General features: G+C 61.5%; 16 protein-coding genes. 3 read left to right on the top strand and 13 right to left on the bottom strand.

Translation table 11 applies throughout. The annotated features are described in order from the left end of the window. Window positions 1-140: 140 nt before the first annotated feature. The 13 genes from ABAC460_RS36540 to rpoZ all read right to left on the bottom strand — a co-directional run bounded on the left by ABAC460_RS36540 (window position 141) and on the right by rpoZ (window position 12,916). The gene (locus ABAC460_RS36540) at window positions 141-1,349 is read right to left on the bottom strand and encodes an MFS transporter (protein ID WP_023453671.1); all 1,209 of its coding nucleotides are present in this window, start codon (window positions 1,347-1,349) and stop codon (window positions 141-143) included. A 45-nt stretch (window positions 1,350-1,394) separates the two neighbouring features. Beyond that, window positions 1,395-3,608 (bottom strand): DNA topoisomerase IV subunit A, encoded by a 2,214-nt coding sequence (parC, locus tag ABAC460_RS36535; protein ID WP_031236810.1) that lies wholly within the window; start codon window positions 3,606-3,608, stop codon window positions 1,395-1,397. 48 nt (window positions 3,609-3,656) lie between these two features. After that, the gene (locus ABAC460_RS36530) at window positions 3,657-4,058 is read right to left on the bottom strand and encodes a GFA family protein (protein ID WP_023453669.1); all 402 of its coding nucleotides are present in this window, start codon (window positions 4,056-4,058) and stop codon (window positions 3,657-3,659) included. Window positions 4,059-4,118: 60 nt separating this feature from the next. After that, window positions 4,119-4,586 carry a hypothetical protein gene (locus ABAC460_RS36525; protein ID WP_023453668.1) on the bottom strand — a complete coding sequence of 156 codons (468 nt, stop codon included), beginning with the start codon at window positions 4,584-4,586 and terminating at the stop codon, window positions 4,119-4,121. Between the two features lie 78 nt (window positions 4,587-4,664). Beyond that, complete coding sequence (gene recO, locus ABAC460_RS36520) at window positions 4,665-5,399, bottom strand: DNA repair protein RecO (protein WP_023453667.1); 735 nt, start codon at window positions 5,397-5,399, stop codon at window positions 4,665-4,667. A gap of 13 nt (window positions 5,400-5,412) precedes the next feature. Next, complete coding sequence (era, locus tag ABAC460_RS36515; RefSeq protein ID WP_023453666.1) at window positions 5,413-6,366, bottom strand: GTPase Era; 954 nt, start codon at window positions 6,364-6,366, stop codon at window positions 5,413-5,415. Beyond that, window positions 6,363-7,073, bottom strand: a complete 711-nt coding sequence (gene rnc / locus ABAC460_RS36510; protein WP_023453665.1) for a ribonuclease III — start codon at window positions 7,071-7,073, stop codon at window positions 6,363-6,365. Before rnc ends, era begins: the two co-directional genes overlap by 4 nt. Window positions 7,074-7,133: 60 nt before the next feature. Further along, on the bottom strand, window positions 7,134-8,045 hold the full coding sequence (gene lepB, locus ABAC460_RS36505; RefSeq protein WP_031236809.1) for a signal peptidase I: 912 nt from the start codon (window positions 8,043-8,045) through the stop codon (window positions 7,134-7,136). A 176-nt stretch (window positions 8,046-8,221) separates the two neighbouring features. After that, window positions 8,222-8,611: a holo-ACP synthase gene (gene acpS, locus ABAC460_RS36500; RefSeq protein WP_023453663.1), complete on the bottom strand. Its 390-nt coding sequence runs from the start codon at window positions 8,609-8,611 to the stop codon at window positions 8,222-8,224. After that, a complete protein-coding gene (locus tag ABAC460_RS36495) occupies window positions 8,608-9,369 on the bottom strand; it encodes a pyridoxine 5'-phosphate synthase (protein ID WP_023453662.1) in 762 nt (253 codons plus the stop codon). Before ABAC460_RS36495 ends, acpS begins: the two co-directional genes overlap by 4 nt. Before the next feature lie 4 nt (window positions 9,370-9,373). Further along, window positions 9,374-9,961, bottom strand: coding sequence for an orotate phosphoribosyltransferase (pyrE, locus tag ABAC460_RS36490; RefSeq protein ID WP_023453661.1), 588 nt, complete (start codon window positions 9,959-9,961; stop codon window positions 9,374-9,376). Window positions 9,962-10,150: 189 nt separating this feature from the next. Then, the gene (locus tag ABAC460_RS36485; protein WP_023453660.1) at window positions 10,151-12,433 is read right to left on the bottom strand and encodes a RelA/SpoT family protein; all 2,283 of its coding nucleotides are present in this window, start codon (window positions 12,431-12,433) and stop codon (window positions 10,151-10,153) included. A gap of 123 nt (window positions 12,434-12,556) precedes the next feature. Beyond that, window positions 12,557-12,916 carry a DNA-directed RNA polymerase subunit omega gene (gene rpoZ / locus ABAC460_RS36480; RefSeq protein WP_023453659.1) on the bottom strand — a complete coding sequence of 120 codons (360 nt, stop codon included), beginning with the start codon at window positions 12,914-12,916 and terminating at the stop codon, window positions 12,557-12,559. A gap of 179 nt (window positions 12,917-13,095) precedes the next feature. Between rpoZ and leuA the strand changes: the two genes are divergently transcribed. From leuA to ABAC460_RS36465, 3 genes are all read left to right on the top strand, one after another. Beyond that, window positions 13,096-14,769: a 2-isopropylmalate synthase gene (gene leuA, locus ABAC460_RS36475; RefSeq protein ID WP_023453658.1), complete on the top strand. Its 1,674-nt coding sequence runs from the start codon at window positions 13,096-13,098 to the stop codon at window positions 14,767-14,769. 77 nt (window positions 14,770-14,846) lie between these two features. Further along, a complete protein-coding gene (locus tag ABAC460_RS36470; protein WP_023453657.1) occupies window positions 14,847-15,350 on the top strand; it encodes a hypothetical protein in 504 nt (167 codons plus the stop codon). Further along, window positions 15,351-15,968: a GNAT family N-acetyltransferase gene (locus ABAC460_RS36465; RefSeq protein ID WP_023453656.1), complete on the top strand. Its 618-nt coding sequence runs from the start codon at window positions 15,351-15,353 to the stop codon at window positions 15,966-15,968. Window positions 15,969-16,034 lie beyond the last annotated feature (66 nt).

The following is a 16,034-nucleotide window of genomic DNA, read 5'->3' as shown; positions in this document are numbered from 1 at the left end:
CTGCAGGAGTGCCCAGGCGTCGGCCGTCGGGCGCATGGGTGACATCACACCCGCCCGAAACGCGGCGGCGGCGGAAATCTACCATGTCCGAAGGGCTTAACAAGTCCTCTTTCGAAACTCTGTCGCGCCAAAACACGAGCTCATGACCCAGACCGCGCGACCACGACCCTGTGACTCCACCGCGCCAGCAGAACCGCCGCCATCAGGCACACCACGGCTGTAACCAGTAACCCGTACAACAAAATCCCTGCGCCGTACCCGGTTAGGACCCAGGCCGCCCCGGCCGGCGCCAAAGCCTGGAACACCAGCGACACTCTGCGCAAACGCCCCATCAGCGGCGGATAACGCTCCGGCCCGAACACCAGTAGCGGCACAGTCCCCGACGTTACCGACACAACCCCCAACCCGGCGCCATAGATTACCAGGGCCGGCGCACTGAACATCGCCCCCAGGGAAATCAGAACCAGTCCGATCGTCACGCCAACGACACCGAGACACAGCGACAGATAAGCCGGCCACCGCCGCCCGATGGTCAGTTCGGTCAACCGCGCCACAACCTGCGACGGCCCGACCAGGACGCTCAAACCGACCGCGACTTCCAGCGTCAGCCCGCGGCTACTCAACAGAGTGTGCATATAGACCGACATCACGGCAACCAGCGCCATTTCAAGGGTAATAACCAACCCAAGCGCCAGATAGATCGGCACCTCCAGCCCGTGGGGCCTCACGGGCGGCAAATGGCGGACCTCCCCCACGGCGGTGGCGTCGGCAGGTTTGGGAATGACGAACAGATAAACCGGCAGGTTGACCGCCAGATGGATGCCGGCGAACACCGCCAAGGTCCAACGCCACCCGACCGCACCTTCGAGGGCATGGCTCATCGGCCAGAACACGGTGGAAGCAAACCCGCCCCACAGGGCGATCTGGATGATCGAGGCCCGCGCCGACTGGCCGAACAACCGCCCGGCGGTCCCGAAGGCGACATCATACAGCCCCATGGCCATGGCGACGCCCATCAGACACCAGCCGGCAACATAGACCCACAGGTTCGGCGCCGCAGCCACAACAGCCAGGCCGGTCGCGAACACCAGAGAGGAAAATGCCAACACCCGGTGGCCCCATCCGGCGCCGACATAGCGCCCGACGACCACAGAAACGGCAGCGGAAACGAGTATGCCCAGGGAATAGCCGCCAACGACCCATTCCAACGGCCAGCCGGTATCGGCGACGATGGGCGCAGACAGGGCGGTCAGCAGGTAAAGCGAGGTCCCAAAAGCAATAAGTTGCCCCAGGCCTAGCCCCGACACCACGGTCAATCGCCGGACATCCAGCCCCTCCAAAACCCGCATCCCCTTGCCTCCTTCGCGTTGCGACGGTGCCAGGGGCGCCGTCTATTAAAGCCGCAGTTTGCGCAATCCGCGCGGCGCCATCTTGCCCGCAGTCGCGCGGCGCCCGATGTAATCCTTGATGTCCTTGAAATCACGCGCCTTACCCGAACCGTCGAACCATTGCGGCGAACCGTTCGAGTCGTAGACGGCGATGTCCTTCACGCCACCGTCCTTATAGGCCTGCAGCTTGACTCCCTTGCCGCGCGCCATTTCCGGCAGCTCCGCAACCGGATAGACCAGGACCTTATTGTTCTCACCCAGCACGCAGATGAGATCACCATTGACCGGCAAAGCCGCCAAAGCCTCGGTGCCATCAACCGTCATGGTCTGCTTGCCGGCCCGCTTGTTGGCGAGAGCATCTTCCTCGTTCATCACGAAGCCATAGCCGTTCTTCGCCACCATGACCCGCTTGGCGCCTGCGGCGTACGGGAACACCGTGACGATCTTGGCCGATTCTTCGATATCTAGCATCAGCCGCAGCGGCTCACCATGACCACGCGCTGACGGCAGCTTGTCGCCCGACAGGGTGAGGAAACGGCCGTCCGTCGTCAGGATGAGGAACTTGTCGGTATTGTAGCCCGGCACCAAGAAGCTGAGCTCATCGCCTTCCTTGAACTTCAGTTCGGACGGATCCTCGACCTTGCCCTTGGCGGCGCGAATCCAGCCGCGCTTCGACAGGATGACCGTAATGGCTTCCTTCGGCATATAGGATTCGATGGCCGCGACCTCGATACCCACCGGCGCATCAGCGAAGGTGGTGCGGCGCGGCGACGGCAGCTTCTTGCGCACCTCGACCAGTTGCTGATCGATGCGCTTCCACTGCAGTTTCTCGCTGCCCAGCAGGGCCAGCAGCCCTTCCCGCTCCTCGGCAAGCTTCTTGTGCTCGTCCTGGATGACCATTTCTTCCAGCCGCGCCAGTTGCCGCAGCCGTGTGTCCAGGATGTAGTCGGCCTGTACGTCGGACAGGGCAAACCGGGACATCAGGACGTCCTTCGGCTTTTCCTCCTCACGGACGATGCGGATCACCTCATCCAGGTTCAGGAAGGCGATCATCAAACCGTCGAGCAGATGGAGCCGCTTCTCGATCTTCTCCAGCCGCCAGTTCGACATGCGCAGCAAAACCACGCGGCGGTGATCCAGCCAGGCGATCAGACAGGCGCGCAGCCCCAGCACCCGCGGCGTACCCGTGCCGTCCAGCACGTTCATATTGATGGCGAAGCGCGTTTCCAGATCGGAGATCTTGAACAGGCTCTCCATCAGCACTTCGGGCTCGATGTTACGCGACTTGGGTTCCAGCACCAGGCGGATATTCTCGTCCGACTCGTCGCGGACATCACCCAGCAGCGGCGCCTTCTTAGCCTCGATCAGGTCGGCCAGTTGTTCGATCAGACGCGACTTCTGGACCTGGTAAGGGATCTCGCGGACAATGATGCGCCACTGGCCGCGGCCGGCATCCTCAACCTCATAACGCGAACGTACCCGCACGGAACCACGGCCGGTCTCGTAGGCGTCCTGGATGCCCTTGCGCGTCTCGACACAGACCCCGCCGGTCGGGAAATCCGGCCCGGGGATGAACTCCATCAATTCGGCTGTCGTGACGGCGTGGTTCTGCAGCAGCTTGCGGCAGGCATCGACAAGTTCGACGACATTGTGCGGCGGCACGGAGGTGGCCATGCCCACCGCAATCCCGATGGCGCCGTTGGCCAACAGGTTGGGATATCCGCCCGGCAGCACGACCGGCTCCTGGTCCTGGTCGTCATAGGTGGCGCGGAAATCGACGGCATCCTCGTTGATCCCGTCCAGCAGCAGCATGGCCGCCGCCGTCAACCGGCATTCGGTGTAACGCATGGCGGCGGCGTTATCGCCGTCGATATTGCCGAAATTGCCCTGGCCTTCGACAAGTTCGTAGCGCTGGGCGAAGTTCTGCGCCATGCGGACCAGGGCGTCATAGATGGCCTGGTCGCCGTGCGGGTGGAAGTTACCCATGACCTCCCCGACCACCTTGGCGCATTTACGCGCGGCGGCTTCGGGATTGAGGCGCATATTGCTCATGGCGTAGAGCACGCGACGGTGGACAGGCTTCAACCCGTCGCGGACGTCGGGCAACGCCCGGTGCATGATGGTGGACAGGGCATAGGCCAGGTAGCGCTTGGACAGCGCATCACTCATGGGCTCGTCGACAATCCGGCCGCCGGCGTCAGGAATCACTACGTCACTCATAGCCCGTCATTAGAACGGGAACGAAAGGAATACAAGGGAGTCACGGAGTTACCAACTGTTGCGTCCGTCGACCTCGATCACCGTCAGGCTGGCGAGGTCGAAATCCTCGGCCAGACGCATATTGACGCCCCAGGTCCGCTTGGCCGGCATCTGGCCCGGCACCGTGCCCTCCTTGGGCGTGCCGTCATTGTTATAGGCCGACGCCCAGTCCGGCGTATCGGCATAGAGGTGGTTGCCGCACTTGCCGCAAAAGTGGTGCAGGTTCATCCCGCTGGCCGTATAAACGGTATCGTGTTCGGCTGTCAGGACCTCGACCTCTTCCGGCGCGAAATAGCTGCGCAGGGCGCCAACCCGCGAACAGAGGGTGCAGTTGCACGACTTGGCGGTATCAGGCGCGCTCGACAACCGGATACGGCTGCTGCCGCAATGACAGGAAACGATGATGGTCATGGCAAGTTCCTCCTTGTGACGGAGGCTTAGCATGGACCTGCTGCCAAAATTTGTCAGCAATCAGAACAGGGCGTCGACTTCGTTCTGCAGGTTGGTCTCGATGCGCTCGGCACGGCCGTGGATATGCGAATCCATCTCGACTACAAGCCCCTTCATGTCACGCAAACGCTCGGCCAGGTCGGCCCGGGCCGCCTCGTCATCCAGATTTGAGCTCAGAAGGATATTGATCGACGAATCGAAGCTGACCAGCGCCTTCTCGCAGCACTCATCGAAAGCGCACCGGATGTCAGCCGGGGCATGACGATAGGCCCAGATCACGACGTCCTTCATCTCAAATCCGGAATTCTCGAAATGGTGCACATAGTCGCGCTTGTGCCAGTCGGCCAGCTCCTCGGCCATGTCCGGCATGTCGAGCCCCATTTCGAACAGCATGATGGCTTCGTTGAACAGGTTGAGATAGTCCGTCGCCAGTCCAGTGGCCGGATTGACGTTGGCGGCTAACAATTCCTGTTCGCTATAGACGGTCATGCACTCTCACGCTCTATAACCCCGTTATGACATACAGGCGTTACCAAAAGGCTTAAGCTGTTCAATCGTTTGCGGAACCTACTTAGCTTGCGCTGAGTCGGCAAGCGCTTCGGCGAGGCGCAGACGCACATCCGGCAAGGGTTTGTTGTGCGGGTGAAAGACATGCCGCTCCAGGAAAAACCCGGTCAGGGTCAGGCCCCGGGCGATGTCGCCATCGCGCAGTCCCCCCTGGCTCGACAGCAGAAACTGCGGCAAAACCAACAATTTATCCCTATAGGCTTCACCGGCGCCGCGGCTGACGGCCCGAGCCGATTTGGGGCTGACATAGACCAGATCATCGCGCGATCCACTGACCGCACAGGCGCTCAAGTCCAGGCCATAGCCCAGTTCTTCCAGCAACCCGGCCTCGTAGCGCACATAGATGGCCGGCCAGATCTCCGGAATCGCAAAGGCGCCCAACAAGGCCGACAGGGCGTAATAGGCGCCGGCATGGGGTTCGCGCTCAGGCAAGACCTGACGCGTCATCAGGCAGGCGCATTGCAGCCCCAAAAGCGCGACAGGATCGTCCAGTACATCCGGTCCCGCACCTGACGATTCGACCGAGGCCGCGCCCAACTGCTCGGCATGACGGGCGCGAAACCGGAAAAGCACACCCGCCCCGGGCTGCAGCGCGGCTCTCATCCGCCGCGAAGCCCCGCCGGCGACATGGGCGGCATAGACACCCTGGCTCTGCGTCAGGACATGAACAATGGCACCGCTTTCGCCGTGCGACTTGGCACTCAGAACGATCGCTTCGTCTTCAAATTCCGTCATTTACCCGGTAAACTTAAGAATTGTAATCAAGCCCGAACTGGGCGTAGAGCGCACGGTCGTCGCTCCATTTTTCGTCGACCTTGACCGTCAGGAACAGGTGAACCGGCCGGTCCAGCAGCTTGGCCAGTTCTTCTCGCGACTTCTGACCGATCCATTTCAGGGTCTGGCCGCCCTTGCCCAAGACGATGGCGCGCTGGCCGTCGCGTTCGACGAAGATGGTCTGCTCCATCCGCACCGAACCGTCCGGCTTGTCGACGAACTCCGTCGTCACCACGGCCGCAGCATAGGGTAGCTCCTCATGCACACGCAGGAACAGCTTTTCGCGCGTGATCTCCGCCGCCAGGATACGCACCGGTGCGTCGGCGGCCTGGTCTTCCGGATAGAGCCATGGACTTTCCGGCATCCGCTTGGACAGCAGCTTCTTCAGATCCTTGACGCCGTGGCCCTTTTCGGCCGAGATCATCAGCACATCCTCGACCACGCCGGTCTTGTACAGATCGTCCGCAATGGCCAGCAGGTTCTCGCTCTTCATCAGGTCGATCTTGTTCAGCGCCAAGATCGCCTTGCGATCGGCGGCTTTCAGGCCATCAATGATCATGTTGACGTCTTCGACGGCCTTGTGATCCGCGCCGGTGGCCTTGACCTCGCCACCGCCCTTGACGGCCAGTTGCGCGGCCGCATCGACCAGCAACACCACGCAGTCAGCATCCTCGGCCCCGCCCCAGGCCGAAGCCACCATAGCGCGATCCAGGCGCCGGCGGGGCTTGAAGATGCCCGGCGTGTCGACAAGCACCATCTGGACCTCGTCATCCAAGGCAATGCCGCGTACCGGAAAGCGCGTCGTCTGCACCTTCTGGGTGACGATCGATACCTTGGTGCCGACCAACTGGTTGACCAGGGTCGATTTGCCGGCATTGGGCGCGCCGATGATAGCGACAAAGCCGCAACGTGTGGAATGTTCGGTCAATTCAGTTGTTCTCGTTCGATTAGCGCCAAGGCGGCAGTCTTTTCGGCTTCCTGCCGAGACTTGCCGGTGGCGGATTGCGGTTGCAGGCCGTCGATGACGACCTCCATGGTGAAGACGGGCGCGTGGTCGGGGCCACGCCGTTCGATCAGGTTGTAAGCCGGCGGCTTCTTGGCATTGGCCACCGCCCATTCCTGCAGGAAGGATTTGGGATTGCTGCGCGAGGCATTGCCGCTGTCCAGCAGCAACTGGCTCCACAGCGGCGCGAAACTCTTGACGACCGCGTCATATCCGCCGTCGACGTAAACAGCTGCCATCACGGCTTCGCAGGCATCACCGAGAATGGTCGGATTGCTGCGCCCACCGCTCTTGGTCTCACCGGCCGCCAGCCGTACCGCCTCGCCCAGGCCTAACTGGCGGGCAACGTCGGCGCAGGCTTCCCGCGACACCAGGGCGTGGAAGCGGCGCGACAATTCACCTTCCTCCGCCTCCGGGAAATTGTTCATCAAGGCTTCGGCGATCATCAGGCCCAACACCCGGTCACCCAGGAATTCCAGCCGTTCGTTATCGGCGATTCGGCGCGCACCTTCGGCAACGCTGGCGTGGGTCAATGCCACCTCCAGCAGTTGCTTGTCGCTGAACCGGTAGCCCAGCTTGTCCTGGACGGCTTCGATGGCGACATGACGGGTATTTTGCAAACGCGCGCTCATCCGGCACGCTTTAGCTTAGGTTGGCCCAAAAAGAAAGGAGCCCGAAGGCCCCTCTCATAATCAGTGCAAGGACTTGAAGAACCGGTCCCAGTTAAAGTTCAGCCACGTCCACGGCTTCCACAGCGACGAGCCTTCCTTCCACGACATCAGGACAAGGACGGCGCGACCTTCAACGTTTTCCGCCGGCACAAAACCAACGCCGTAGCCCTTGGGATAGCGGCTATCCAGCGAGTTGTCGCGGTTGTCGCCCATCATGAAATAGTGGCCTTCGGGCACGGTGTAGACGTCGGTATTGTCGACCGAGCCATCACGGACGAAATCCTGCATCATATGGCTTTGGCTGCGCGCGCCGGGCAGCTCCTCGCGCTGCAGGGTCGCCGTCGCGCCGCGGAATGCCCCGTCTACACTGGGTTCGGTTCCGGCGACCGTGCCCAGGTTGGAGGTCGGGACCGCCGCGCCGTTCACATAGAGCTGGTCGTCCTTGACCTGAATCGTATCGCCCGGCAGGCCGATCACGCGCTTGATATAGTCCGTCTTGTTGTCGACAGGCAGCTTGAAGACGACGATGTCGCCACGCTTCGGGTCACGGCCGAAGATGCGTCCGTTGAACAGCGGCGGCGAGAACTGGATCGAATGCTTGGAATAGCCGTAATCCCACTTCGACACGATGATGTAGTCGCCCTGGTACAGGTTGGGCTCCATCGACGCCGACGGGATGGTGAAGGGCTGGAAGAACAGGGTGCGCAGGAACAGCACCAACAGGACGGCAACGCCGACCACGGTGCCGATCTCTTTGATCTCGGCAAGCGCGATATCCTTCGCCGAACGCGGCTCGATCTGCGCCATTTCCACCTCGGCTTCGCTGTCCTGGGCCGTGGCCGCATCGACCTGCGGCGGGGCGTCCTTCACGGCCGCGGCGGCGGCAATCGGCTGATCCGCCGGCTCCGGCGTGATGTTTTCGTCTTTATTCATAAGGATTTGCCCCTGGTCCTTCATGAGTTACGGCAGGGGTGACCCTGCCGTAGATGTGGTGGTCAGGGACGTCCAAGTTCTTCGGCCCTGGTTTGGTTGATAGTGACCTAACCACAGAATATGGCAAGCGCAAGGCTGTATTTTGTTGGATACACGGGTGACAAAATCGACATGTTTCAAACGGCCTCTATGATCGCATAGGCGCTGGCATAGGGGTCCTCATCGCTTAGCGACAGATGAACATGGGCCGTCCTGCCATCGGGCACGATCGCGCGAAGCCGCTCCGCCGCGCCGCCATGCAGAAGGACATGCGGCTTACCCAGGGCATCCGACGTCACCTCGATATCGATGAACAGGAACCCCCGCACGCCTGTCCCCAGCGCCTTGGCCACGGCTTCCTTGGCGGCGAAGCGCTTGGCAAAGCTCAGGTGCGGCCGGGCAGCGGCGAACGCGTGTTTCTGTTCGTCGGCCGTAAAGATGCGATCGAGGAACCGGCGCTCGAACCGGGTCACCGACGCTTCAATACGCCGGGCATCGACCAGATCCACGCCGATCCCCAGGATCATCCCAGGCTCCTGACGGCGTCGTCCATCAGCCCGCGCATCTTCGCTACGGCGGCTTCAAGCCCGATGAAGATGGCTTCACCGATCAGGAAGTGGCCGATATTGAGTTCGCGGACATGGGCGATATTGGCGATGAACGGCACAGTGTCAAAGTCGATACCATGGCCGGCATGGACCTCGATCCCCAATTCATGCGCCTGGGCAACCGCGGCCTGCAACCGCTTCAATTCATTGTCGAATGTAACGCGTTCCTGCTCGCGAAAGGCATCACACAGGGCGCCGGTATGGAATTCGATGACCGGCGCCTGGACCTGGGCGGCGGCGGCCACCTGGACCGGATCGGCGGCGATGAACAGCGAGGCGCGGATACCGGCCTTGTTGAACAGGCGTACGGCCTCACCGACATGATCGATCTGGCCTGCGACGTCCAGCCCGCCCTCGGTGGTGCGTTCCTGACGCCGTTCCGGCACCAGGCAGGCGGCGTGGGGTTTCAGCTTCAGTGCCATGGCGACCATTTCATCGGTCACGGCCATTTCGAAGTTCAGCGGCTTGCCGAAGGTATCGCAGACCTCCTTGATCGCCCAGACATCTTTGTCGACGATATGACGGCGGTCTTCGCGCAGGTGCGCTGTGATGCCGTCGACCCCAGCCTGCAGCGCCAGACGCGAGGCCCGGATCGGATCGGGTGCATGGCCGCCACGGGCATTGCGCACCGTGGCGACGTGATCGACATTCAGCCCCAGGCGGATCCGCTCGCGCATGGGGCTAGACCTTGGCCAGGCGGCGCGAACCGGGATCCTGGACCGGAATGTCGGCCAGTTCCGGCGGCAGGTTGTCGGCGGGATAGGCCGGAATTTTCAGCGAGGCCAAAGCGATCAGCGGCACGCCGACATCGGCTTCGCCGCCGGAACGATCGACGATACAGGCCGCGGCAACGACATCCCCGCCGGCCTTGCGGATGGCTTCAATACATTCGCGCGACGACAGGCCCGTGGTGACGATATCCTCCACCATGACCACCTTGTCGCCAGGTTCGATGCTGAAGCCGCGGCGGAGCTTGAACTCGCCGCCTTCGCGTTCAACATAAAGCGAAGCGACCTTCAGGTGGCGTGCCGTTTCGTAGCCGGGGATGATGCCACCGACGGCCGGCGAAATGACCACATCGACCGGGCCGACTTGCGCCGTTATCTTCTCGGCCAGCGCTTTGCAGAGACGCTCGCAGCGATCGGCGTGCATAAAGACCAGGTTCTTTTGCAGGAACATCGGAGAATGCAGCCCGCTGGACAGGACGAAATGGCCCTCGCGCAGGGCGTTGGCGGCGCGGAATTCGTTGATTACGTCTTCGGAAGTCATGTGAGTCTCGCTAAGGGTCGAGGTGCTGTAGCGCTTTCGGATAGCCCTGTAAACTTATGGGGTGTGGGGTCAGCGACCCCACGTCTTTTCTTCTTTCTTTCCTTGACCTTCTCCCCTTTGAGGGCGAGGTCGAGGAAAGAAAAAGGAAGTCTTGGGGCCTCAAGCCCCAAACCCCATTCGTTGACAGCGCTAACCCCGAACGCGATCCACGCTCTCAATCATCGGCGACGTCCGCAAAGCCGCCGAGATATTGGTGATGTGACGCGCATCCATCACCTCGATATCGAAATCGATATCCAGGAAGTCCACCGCATTGGGCTTGATATCGATCTTGACGATATTGCCACGCGCCTCACCGATCAACGTGCAGGCCTGTCCCAAGGCGCCGGGTTTGTTCTGCATATTCACACGGATACGCGTCACACTTAAGGTGTTCTTTTCAGCGTTCAGCGTCCAGTGCAGATCAATCCAGGCATCCTTGTCATCGTCCAGAGCTTCGAGACGCTCACAGTCGATCGAATGGACATGGACATCTTCACCTTCGACAATGCCGATAATGCGATCGCCCGGAACCGGATGGCAGCATCCCGAAAAGATCACCGTCTGCGAAGCCCGCAGCGCCGATCCCCGCACGAAGGCCAACCCGCCCTCTCCGTCCTTGACTCGCGTCAGAGTATCCGCGGACAGCAGTAGCGGTAGCTTCAATCCCGGAAAAATCGCCTCAAGAATCTTCGCCGGGAAAATCTTCCCCCGTCCGCACAGCTCGAACAGCTCATCCTCGCTGGTCACATGGAAACGTTCGAACGCCGGCCGCCAGCTGATATCGTTCAGCCGTTTATCGACCTGGGCCGCCGCACGCTCCACCGCCGTACGCCCGACCGTGATGAAATCGTCGCGCTCCCTCTGCCGGATATGCCGGCGGATCGCCGACCGCGCCTTGCCGGTCACTGTCAGCGAGAACCAGTCCTGCGTCACCCGTGCTTCCTGGCCCGTCAGGATTTCCACCTGATCGCCATTCTGCAGCACCGTCCGCAACGGCCGGTGCTCACCATTGATGATGGCGCCGATCGCCTTTTCACCGATCTCGGTATGCACCGCAAAGGCAAAATCCAGCGGCATCGCGCCACGCGGCAGCGAAACCAACTTACCCTTGGGCGAGAAGACGAACACCTGGTCGGTGAACATCTCCATCTTGGCGTGCTCGACCCAGTCTTCCGAATCGCCGCCGCTCTCCACGATGCTGACGATGTCGCGCAAGGCCGCGATCGGATTGCGACCGCCATTGGCCGTCGCTGCTTCTTCATCGAAGCCGTAGCTCTGGTTCTTATAACCCCAATGGGCCGCGACGCCCTCTTCGGCCACCCGGTCCATCTCCTCGGTCCGGATCTGCAGCTCGATGCGCAGGCCCTTGTGACCCACAACCGTCGTATGCAGCGACTTGTAGTTATTGCTCTTCGGCGTCGAAATGAAATCCTTGAACCTATCCTGAACGATCGGCCAGGCGCGATGGATGATGCCCAAACCGCGATAACAATCGTCGGCGCTGTTCACCACCACGCGGAACGCGAAGATGTCTGAAAGCTGCGAAAAGCCCATCGACTTGCGCTGCAGCTTCTTCCAGATCGAATAGGGCGACTTTTCCCGGCCGGATACCCGGGCGAACATGCCCTGTTTTTCCAGCTTGGCGGCGACATCCTTGGCAATGGCGCGAATCGCATCGCCCTTCTCGGTCCGCATCTCCTCCAGCCGCCGCACAATGGCGGCATGGGCCTTCGGATTGATGTGGGAAAACGCCAGGTCCTCCAGCTCAGTCGCGAACCGGTTACAGCCGATCGACCGGGCCAGCGGCGCGTACACTTCCAGGGTCTCGCGCGAAATCCGCTCACGCTTTTCCGGCTTCACATACTGCAGCGTCCGCATATTGTGCAGCCGGTCAGCCAGTTTAACCAGCAACACACGGATATCACGGGAAATCGCCAGAATGAATTTACGCAGGTTTTCCGACTGCTTGGTATATTCCGACTGCAGTTCCAGTTGGGTCAGCTTGGTGACCCCTTCGACCATGTTGGCGATCTCGTCGCTGAACTTGGCCGCGATCTCCTCGCGCGTCGCCGGCGTGTCCTCGATGGTATCGTGCAGCAACGCCGTCGCGATCGTGGCCGCGTCCAGCTTGTAGTCGGTCAGAATCCCCGCCACCTCAATCGGATGGGCAAAATACGGATCGCCCGAAGCCCGCAATTGCGCCCCATGCATCCGCATGGCGTAGACATAGGCCCGATTCAGCATGGCCTCGTCGACCGTCGGATCATACGCGGCGACACGGTCGATCAGCTCAACCTGGCGCAGGAACTTCGGCCGCGCGGCCGGCTTTGCAGCCTCCTTAGGGGCAGCAACGTCTGCCGCCGAAACAGCACCGCCCTCACCCGTCCCGGGCGTTTCCAGAATGTTGGCCTGTTCACCTTCTGCGGACATCGCGTCGATTGAATCCTAAGACTATAAACAAAAAGTGTCGCATGACTTGCGATTATGGCAAGCACGAAAAAAGGCCCGGAGACGATCCGGACCTTTTCCATATGGCTTTTTTATCGCCGGGTTCTAGTAGCGCTCTTCCTGGCCACCGTCGCGATCGGACTGCAGCGCGCGGATCAGTTCGCTTTCCGACATTTGCTGGTGCTGCGGATCGGCCAGCAGGGCCAGGGTTTCGGCCTCTTCCTCGGCCTCGGTACGCTCGTCAACGCGTTGCAGCGAAGCGATCAGGCTTTCGGTCAGGACGCTCGGCTCGATGGCCTTGTCGGCGATTTCGCGCAGCGACACGACCGGGTTCTTATCGTTGTCGCGGTCGACCAGGATGGCGGAACCGGACGAGATGGCGCGGGCGCGATGCGCGGCCAGCAGGACGAGGTTGAAACGGTTGTCGATCTGTTCGACGCAATCTTCGACGGTAACGCGAGCCATAGGCGACCTCAGCAATAGGAAAAGAGCGCCATCGGCCGGGATTTACCATCCGCGTCCGGCGCTCGAAACAGGTTGTGGCCTCTATATAGCGTCTGATACGCGAAAACAACACATTCCTGACCTTCCCGAACGTCCCAAGTGCATTGACTTGAAAGCCTTCACAGCCTAATTCCCGCGCCATGCCGATGTTGCCCAATCCCGAAACCAAGTATCGCCCATTTTCGCTGGGCGTCGACATGTCCGACCGCACCTGGCCGTCGAAGACGATCGCTAAGGCGCCGCGCTGGCTGTCGACCGACCTTCGCGACGGCAACCAGGCCCTGGCCGACCCCATGGATGTCGAGAAGAAGATGATCTTCTTCAACATGTTGCTCAAGGTTGGTCTCAAAGAGATTGAAGTCGGTTTTCCCTCGGCGGGACAGACCGAGTTCGACTTCGTCCGCAAGCTGATCGAAGAAAACCTGATCCCCGACGACGTCACCATTCAGGTCCTGACGCAATCGCGCGAAGACCTGATCAAGCGCTCGTTCGAATCGCTGCGCGGCGCCAAACAGGCCATCGTCCACCTGTACAACGCCACTTCCCCCTTGTTCCGCCGCGTCGTGTTCGGTCTCGACCGCGCCGACGTTCTGGCCCTGGCCGTCAAGGGCGCCACCCTGCTGCGCGATGAAGCCGCCAAACAGCCCGACACCGACTGGTCGTTCGAATATAGCCCCGAAACCTTCACCGCCACCGAGCCGGAATTCGCCCTCGAAGTCTGCGAAGCGGTCATCAAGGTCCTCCAGCCGACGCCGCAAAAGCCGCTGATCCTGAACCTGCCGGCTACGGTTGAAGTTGCCGGTCCGCACACCTATGCCGACCAGATCGAATGGTTCTGCCGCAACGTTTCCTGCCGCGACAGCGTGGTCATCAGCCTGCACCCGCACAACGACCGCGGCACCGGTACGGCGGCGGCCGAGCTGGGCCTGCTGGCCGGCGGCGACCGCATCGAAGGCTGCCTGTTCGGCAATGGCGAACGCACCGGCAATGTCGACCTGATCACCCTGGGCCTGAACCTCTATACCCAGGGCATCGCGCCGGACCTCGACTTCTCCAACATGCGCGAAATTGTCCGCACGGTCGAACACTGCAACAACATCCCGGTTCATCCGCGCCACCCCTATGCCGGCGAACTGGTCTTCACGGCCTTTTCGGGCTCCCACCAGGACGCCATCCGCAAGGGTTTCGCCGCCCACGAACAGCGCAATGACGGCATATGGGACATGCCCTACCTGCCGATCGACCCGGCCGACCTGGGCGAAAGCTACGAAGCCGTCATCCGCGTCAATTCCCAATCGGGCAAGGGCGGCATCGCCTGGATCCTGGAACAGGCCCACGGCCTGAAGCTCCCCCGCCGCCTGCAGATCGACTTCTCGCGCAAGGTCCAGGAAATCACCGACTCCACGTCGCGCGAACTGTCCTCGGCGGAAATCTGGAACGCCTTCCAGGACGCCTACCACCTGAATGGCGGACGCTACGGCCTCATCGCTTACGAACAGGCGGCAGCGGTCCATTCCGGCACCCAGCGCACCTTTGTCGGCCGCATCGTCAAGGAAGGCGTCGAGGCCTCGGTCATCGGTCACGGCAACGGCCTGATCTCCAGCGCCATCGAAGCGCTAAATGACCACTATGGCCTGGAACTGGAAGTCATGGACTACGGCCAGCACGCCCTGACCAAGGGCAGCCTCAGCCAGGCCGTGGCCTATATCGAATGCAAGACTTCCGACGATGGGCGGGTCTTCGGTATCGGTATCGACGACGACATCGCCACCGCTTCGGTCAAGGCCGTGCTGTCGGCGGCCAACAGTCTGTAATCGCCAGATACGCGGCAAGACTTGCGAACCCGGCCCGCGCACCGTAAAAGGTTAACGGAGCAAAGCCGGGGGCAAGGGTGGACAACGCATCGTCAAACTTGACGGAAGACTTCCATCGCATCCTGCGGGAAACCGACCTGCGCATAAAGACCAGCGCCCGGGCCCACTGGACCACCACCAACATCCTCGAAAGCTATGCCCGTGTTTCGACCTTCGTGACGATTGCGGGTGGCGGACTGGTGTCCCTGGTGGTCGCGTTGCCGATCGCCTTCGAAGGCCTTTACACCACCTACAGCCTGCCCATCAATCTGAGCATCTTCGTGCTGGGCGGCCTGACCTCGATCGTCTCGACCTTCCAGGCCATCTTCCGCTGGAGCGAGCGAGCCCAATCGCACCGTATCGCCGCCAGTCACTACACCAATACCCGCCGGCGCCTGGAAATCATGGAACTGAACCTGCCGGAGTCCGCCGAGGAACTGACGCATATCCTTGAAGAACTGACCCGTTTGAGCGATATCACGCCTTCGGTGCCGGAACACCTCTGGCTGAAGGCCTTCCGGGCCGTTCGCAACGGAAAATAGATGTCTGCTCCCGTCCTCGACCTCGCCAGCGGCGAATACACGCTGCCGGCCGGCAAGATTGCCATGGTCATCACCTTTCTCGAACAACTGATACCGCCGGATCGCGAGCCGATCGCGGCGCCCGACGGCATCCGTCTCGAATCCTGGCCGCAAGTCGATGTCGACGCCTATCTCGACCTGTTCAAGGCGATCGGCGCGCCGTGGCTGTGGTTCGGCCGGCTGCTCAAATCCCGTGCCGAACTGGAAGCCCTCTTCTACAACCCTAACCACAAGACGTGGACGGTGATCCGCGACAGCCAAAAGATCGGGCTGCTGGAACTGGACTGGCAAGACGAAGGCAATGTCGAAGTCGCCTATTTCGGCTTTACCCCAGGCCAAACCGGCAAGGGCCTCGGCAGTTGGCTGATGGACCAGGCCCAGCGCCTGGCCTGGGCGGATGAAACCACCACAAGAGTCTGGGTCCACACTTGCTCGGCGGACGATCCAAAGGCCCTTCCATTCTACCAGAAAATGGGCTTCGTTCCCTATGCCCGCGGCATCGAGATCGCCGACGACCCGCGCCTGACCGGCATCCACGCCCACGGTTCCGGCCCCGCCGCCCTGCCCTTGATTCCCTGAAAAGGTGATGGGCAAGCTTCTCCTCTCCACTTGTGGGGAGGGGGACCGCGAAGCGGTGGAGGGGTA

Origin of the sequence: Asticcacaulis sp. AC460 (genome assembly GCF_000495795.1) — a bacterium.
In the GTDB taxonomy this organism is placed as follows: domain Bacteria; phylum Pseudomonadota; class Alphaproteobacteria; order Caulobacterales; family Caulobacteraceae; genus Asticcacaulis.
Note: the sequence above shows the minus strand (reverse complement) of the source record. Positions and strands in the feature narration are given on the sequence as shown.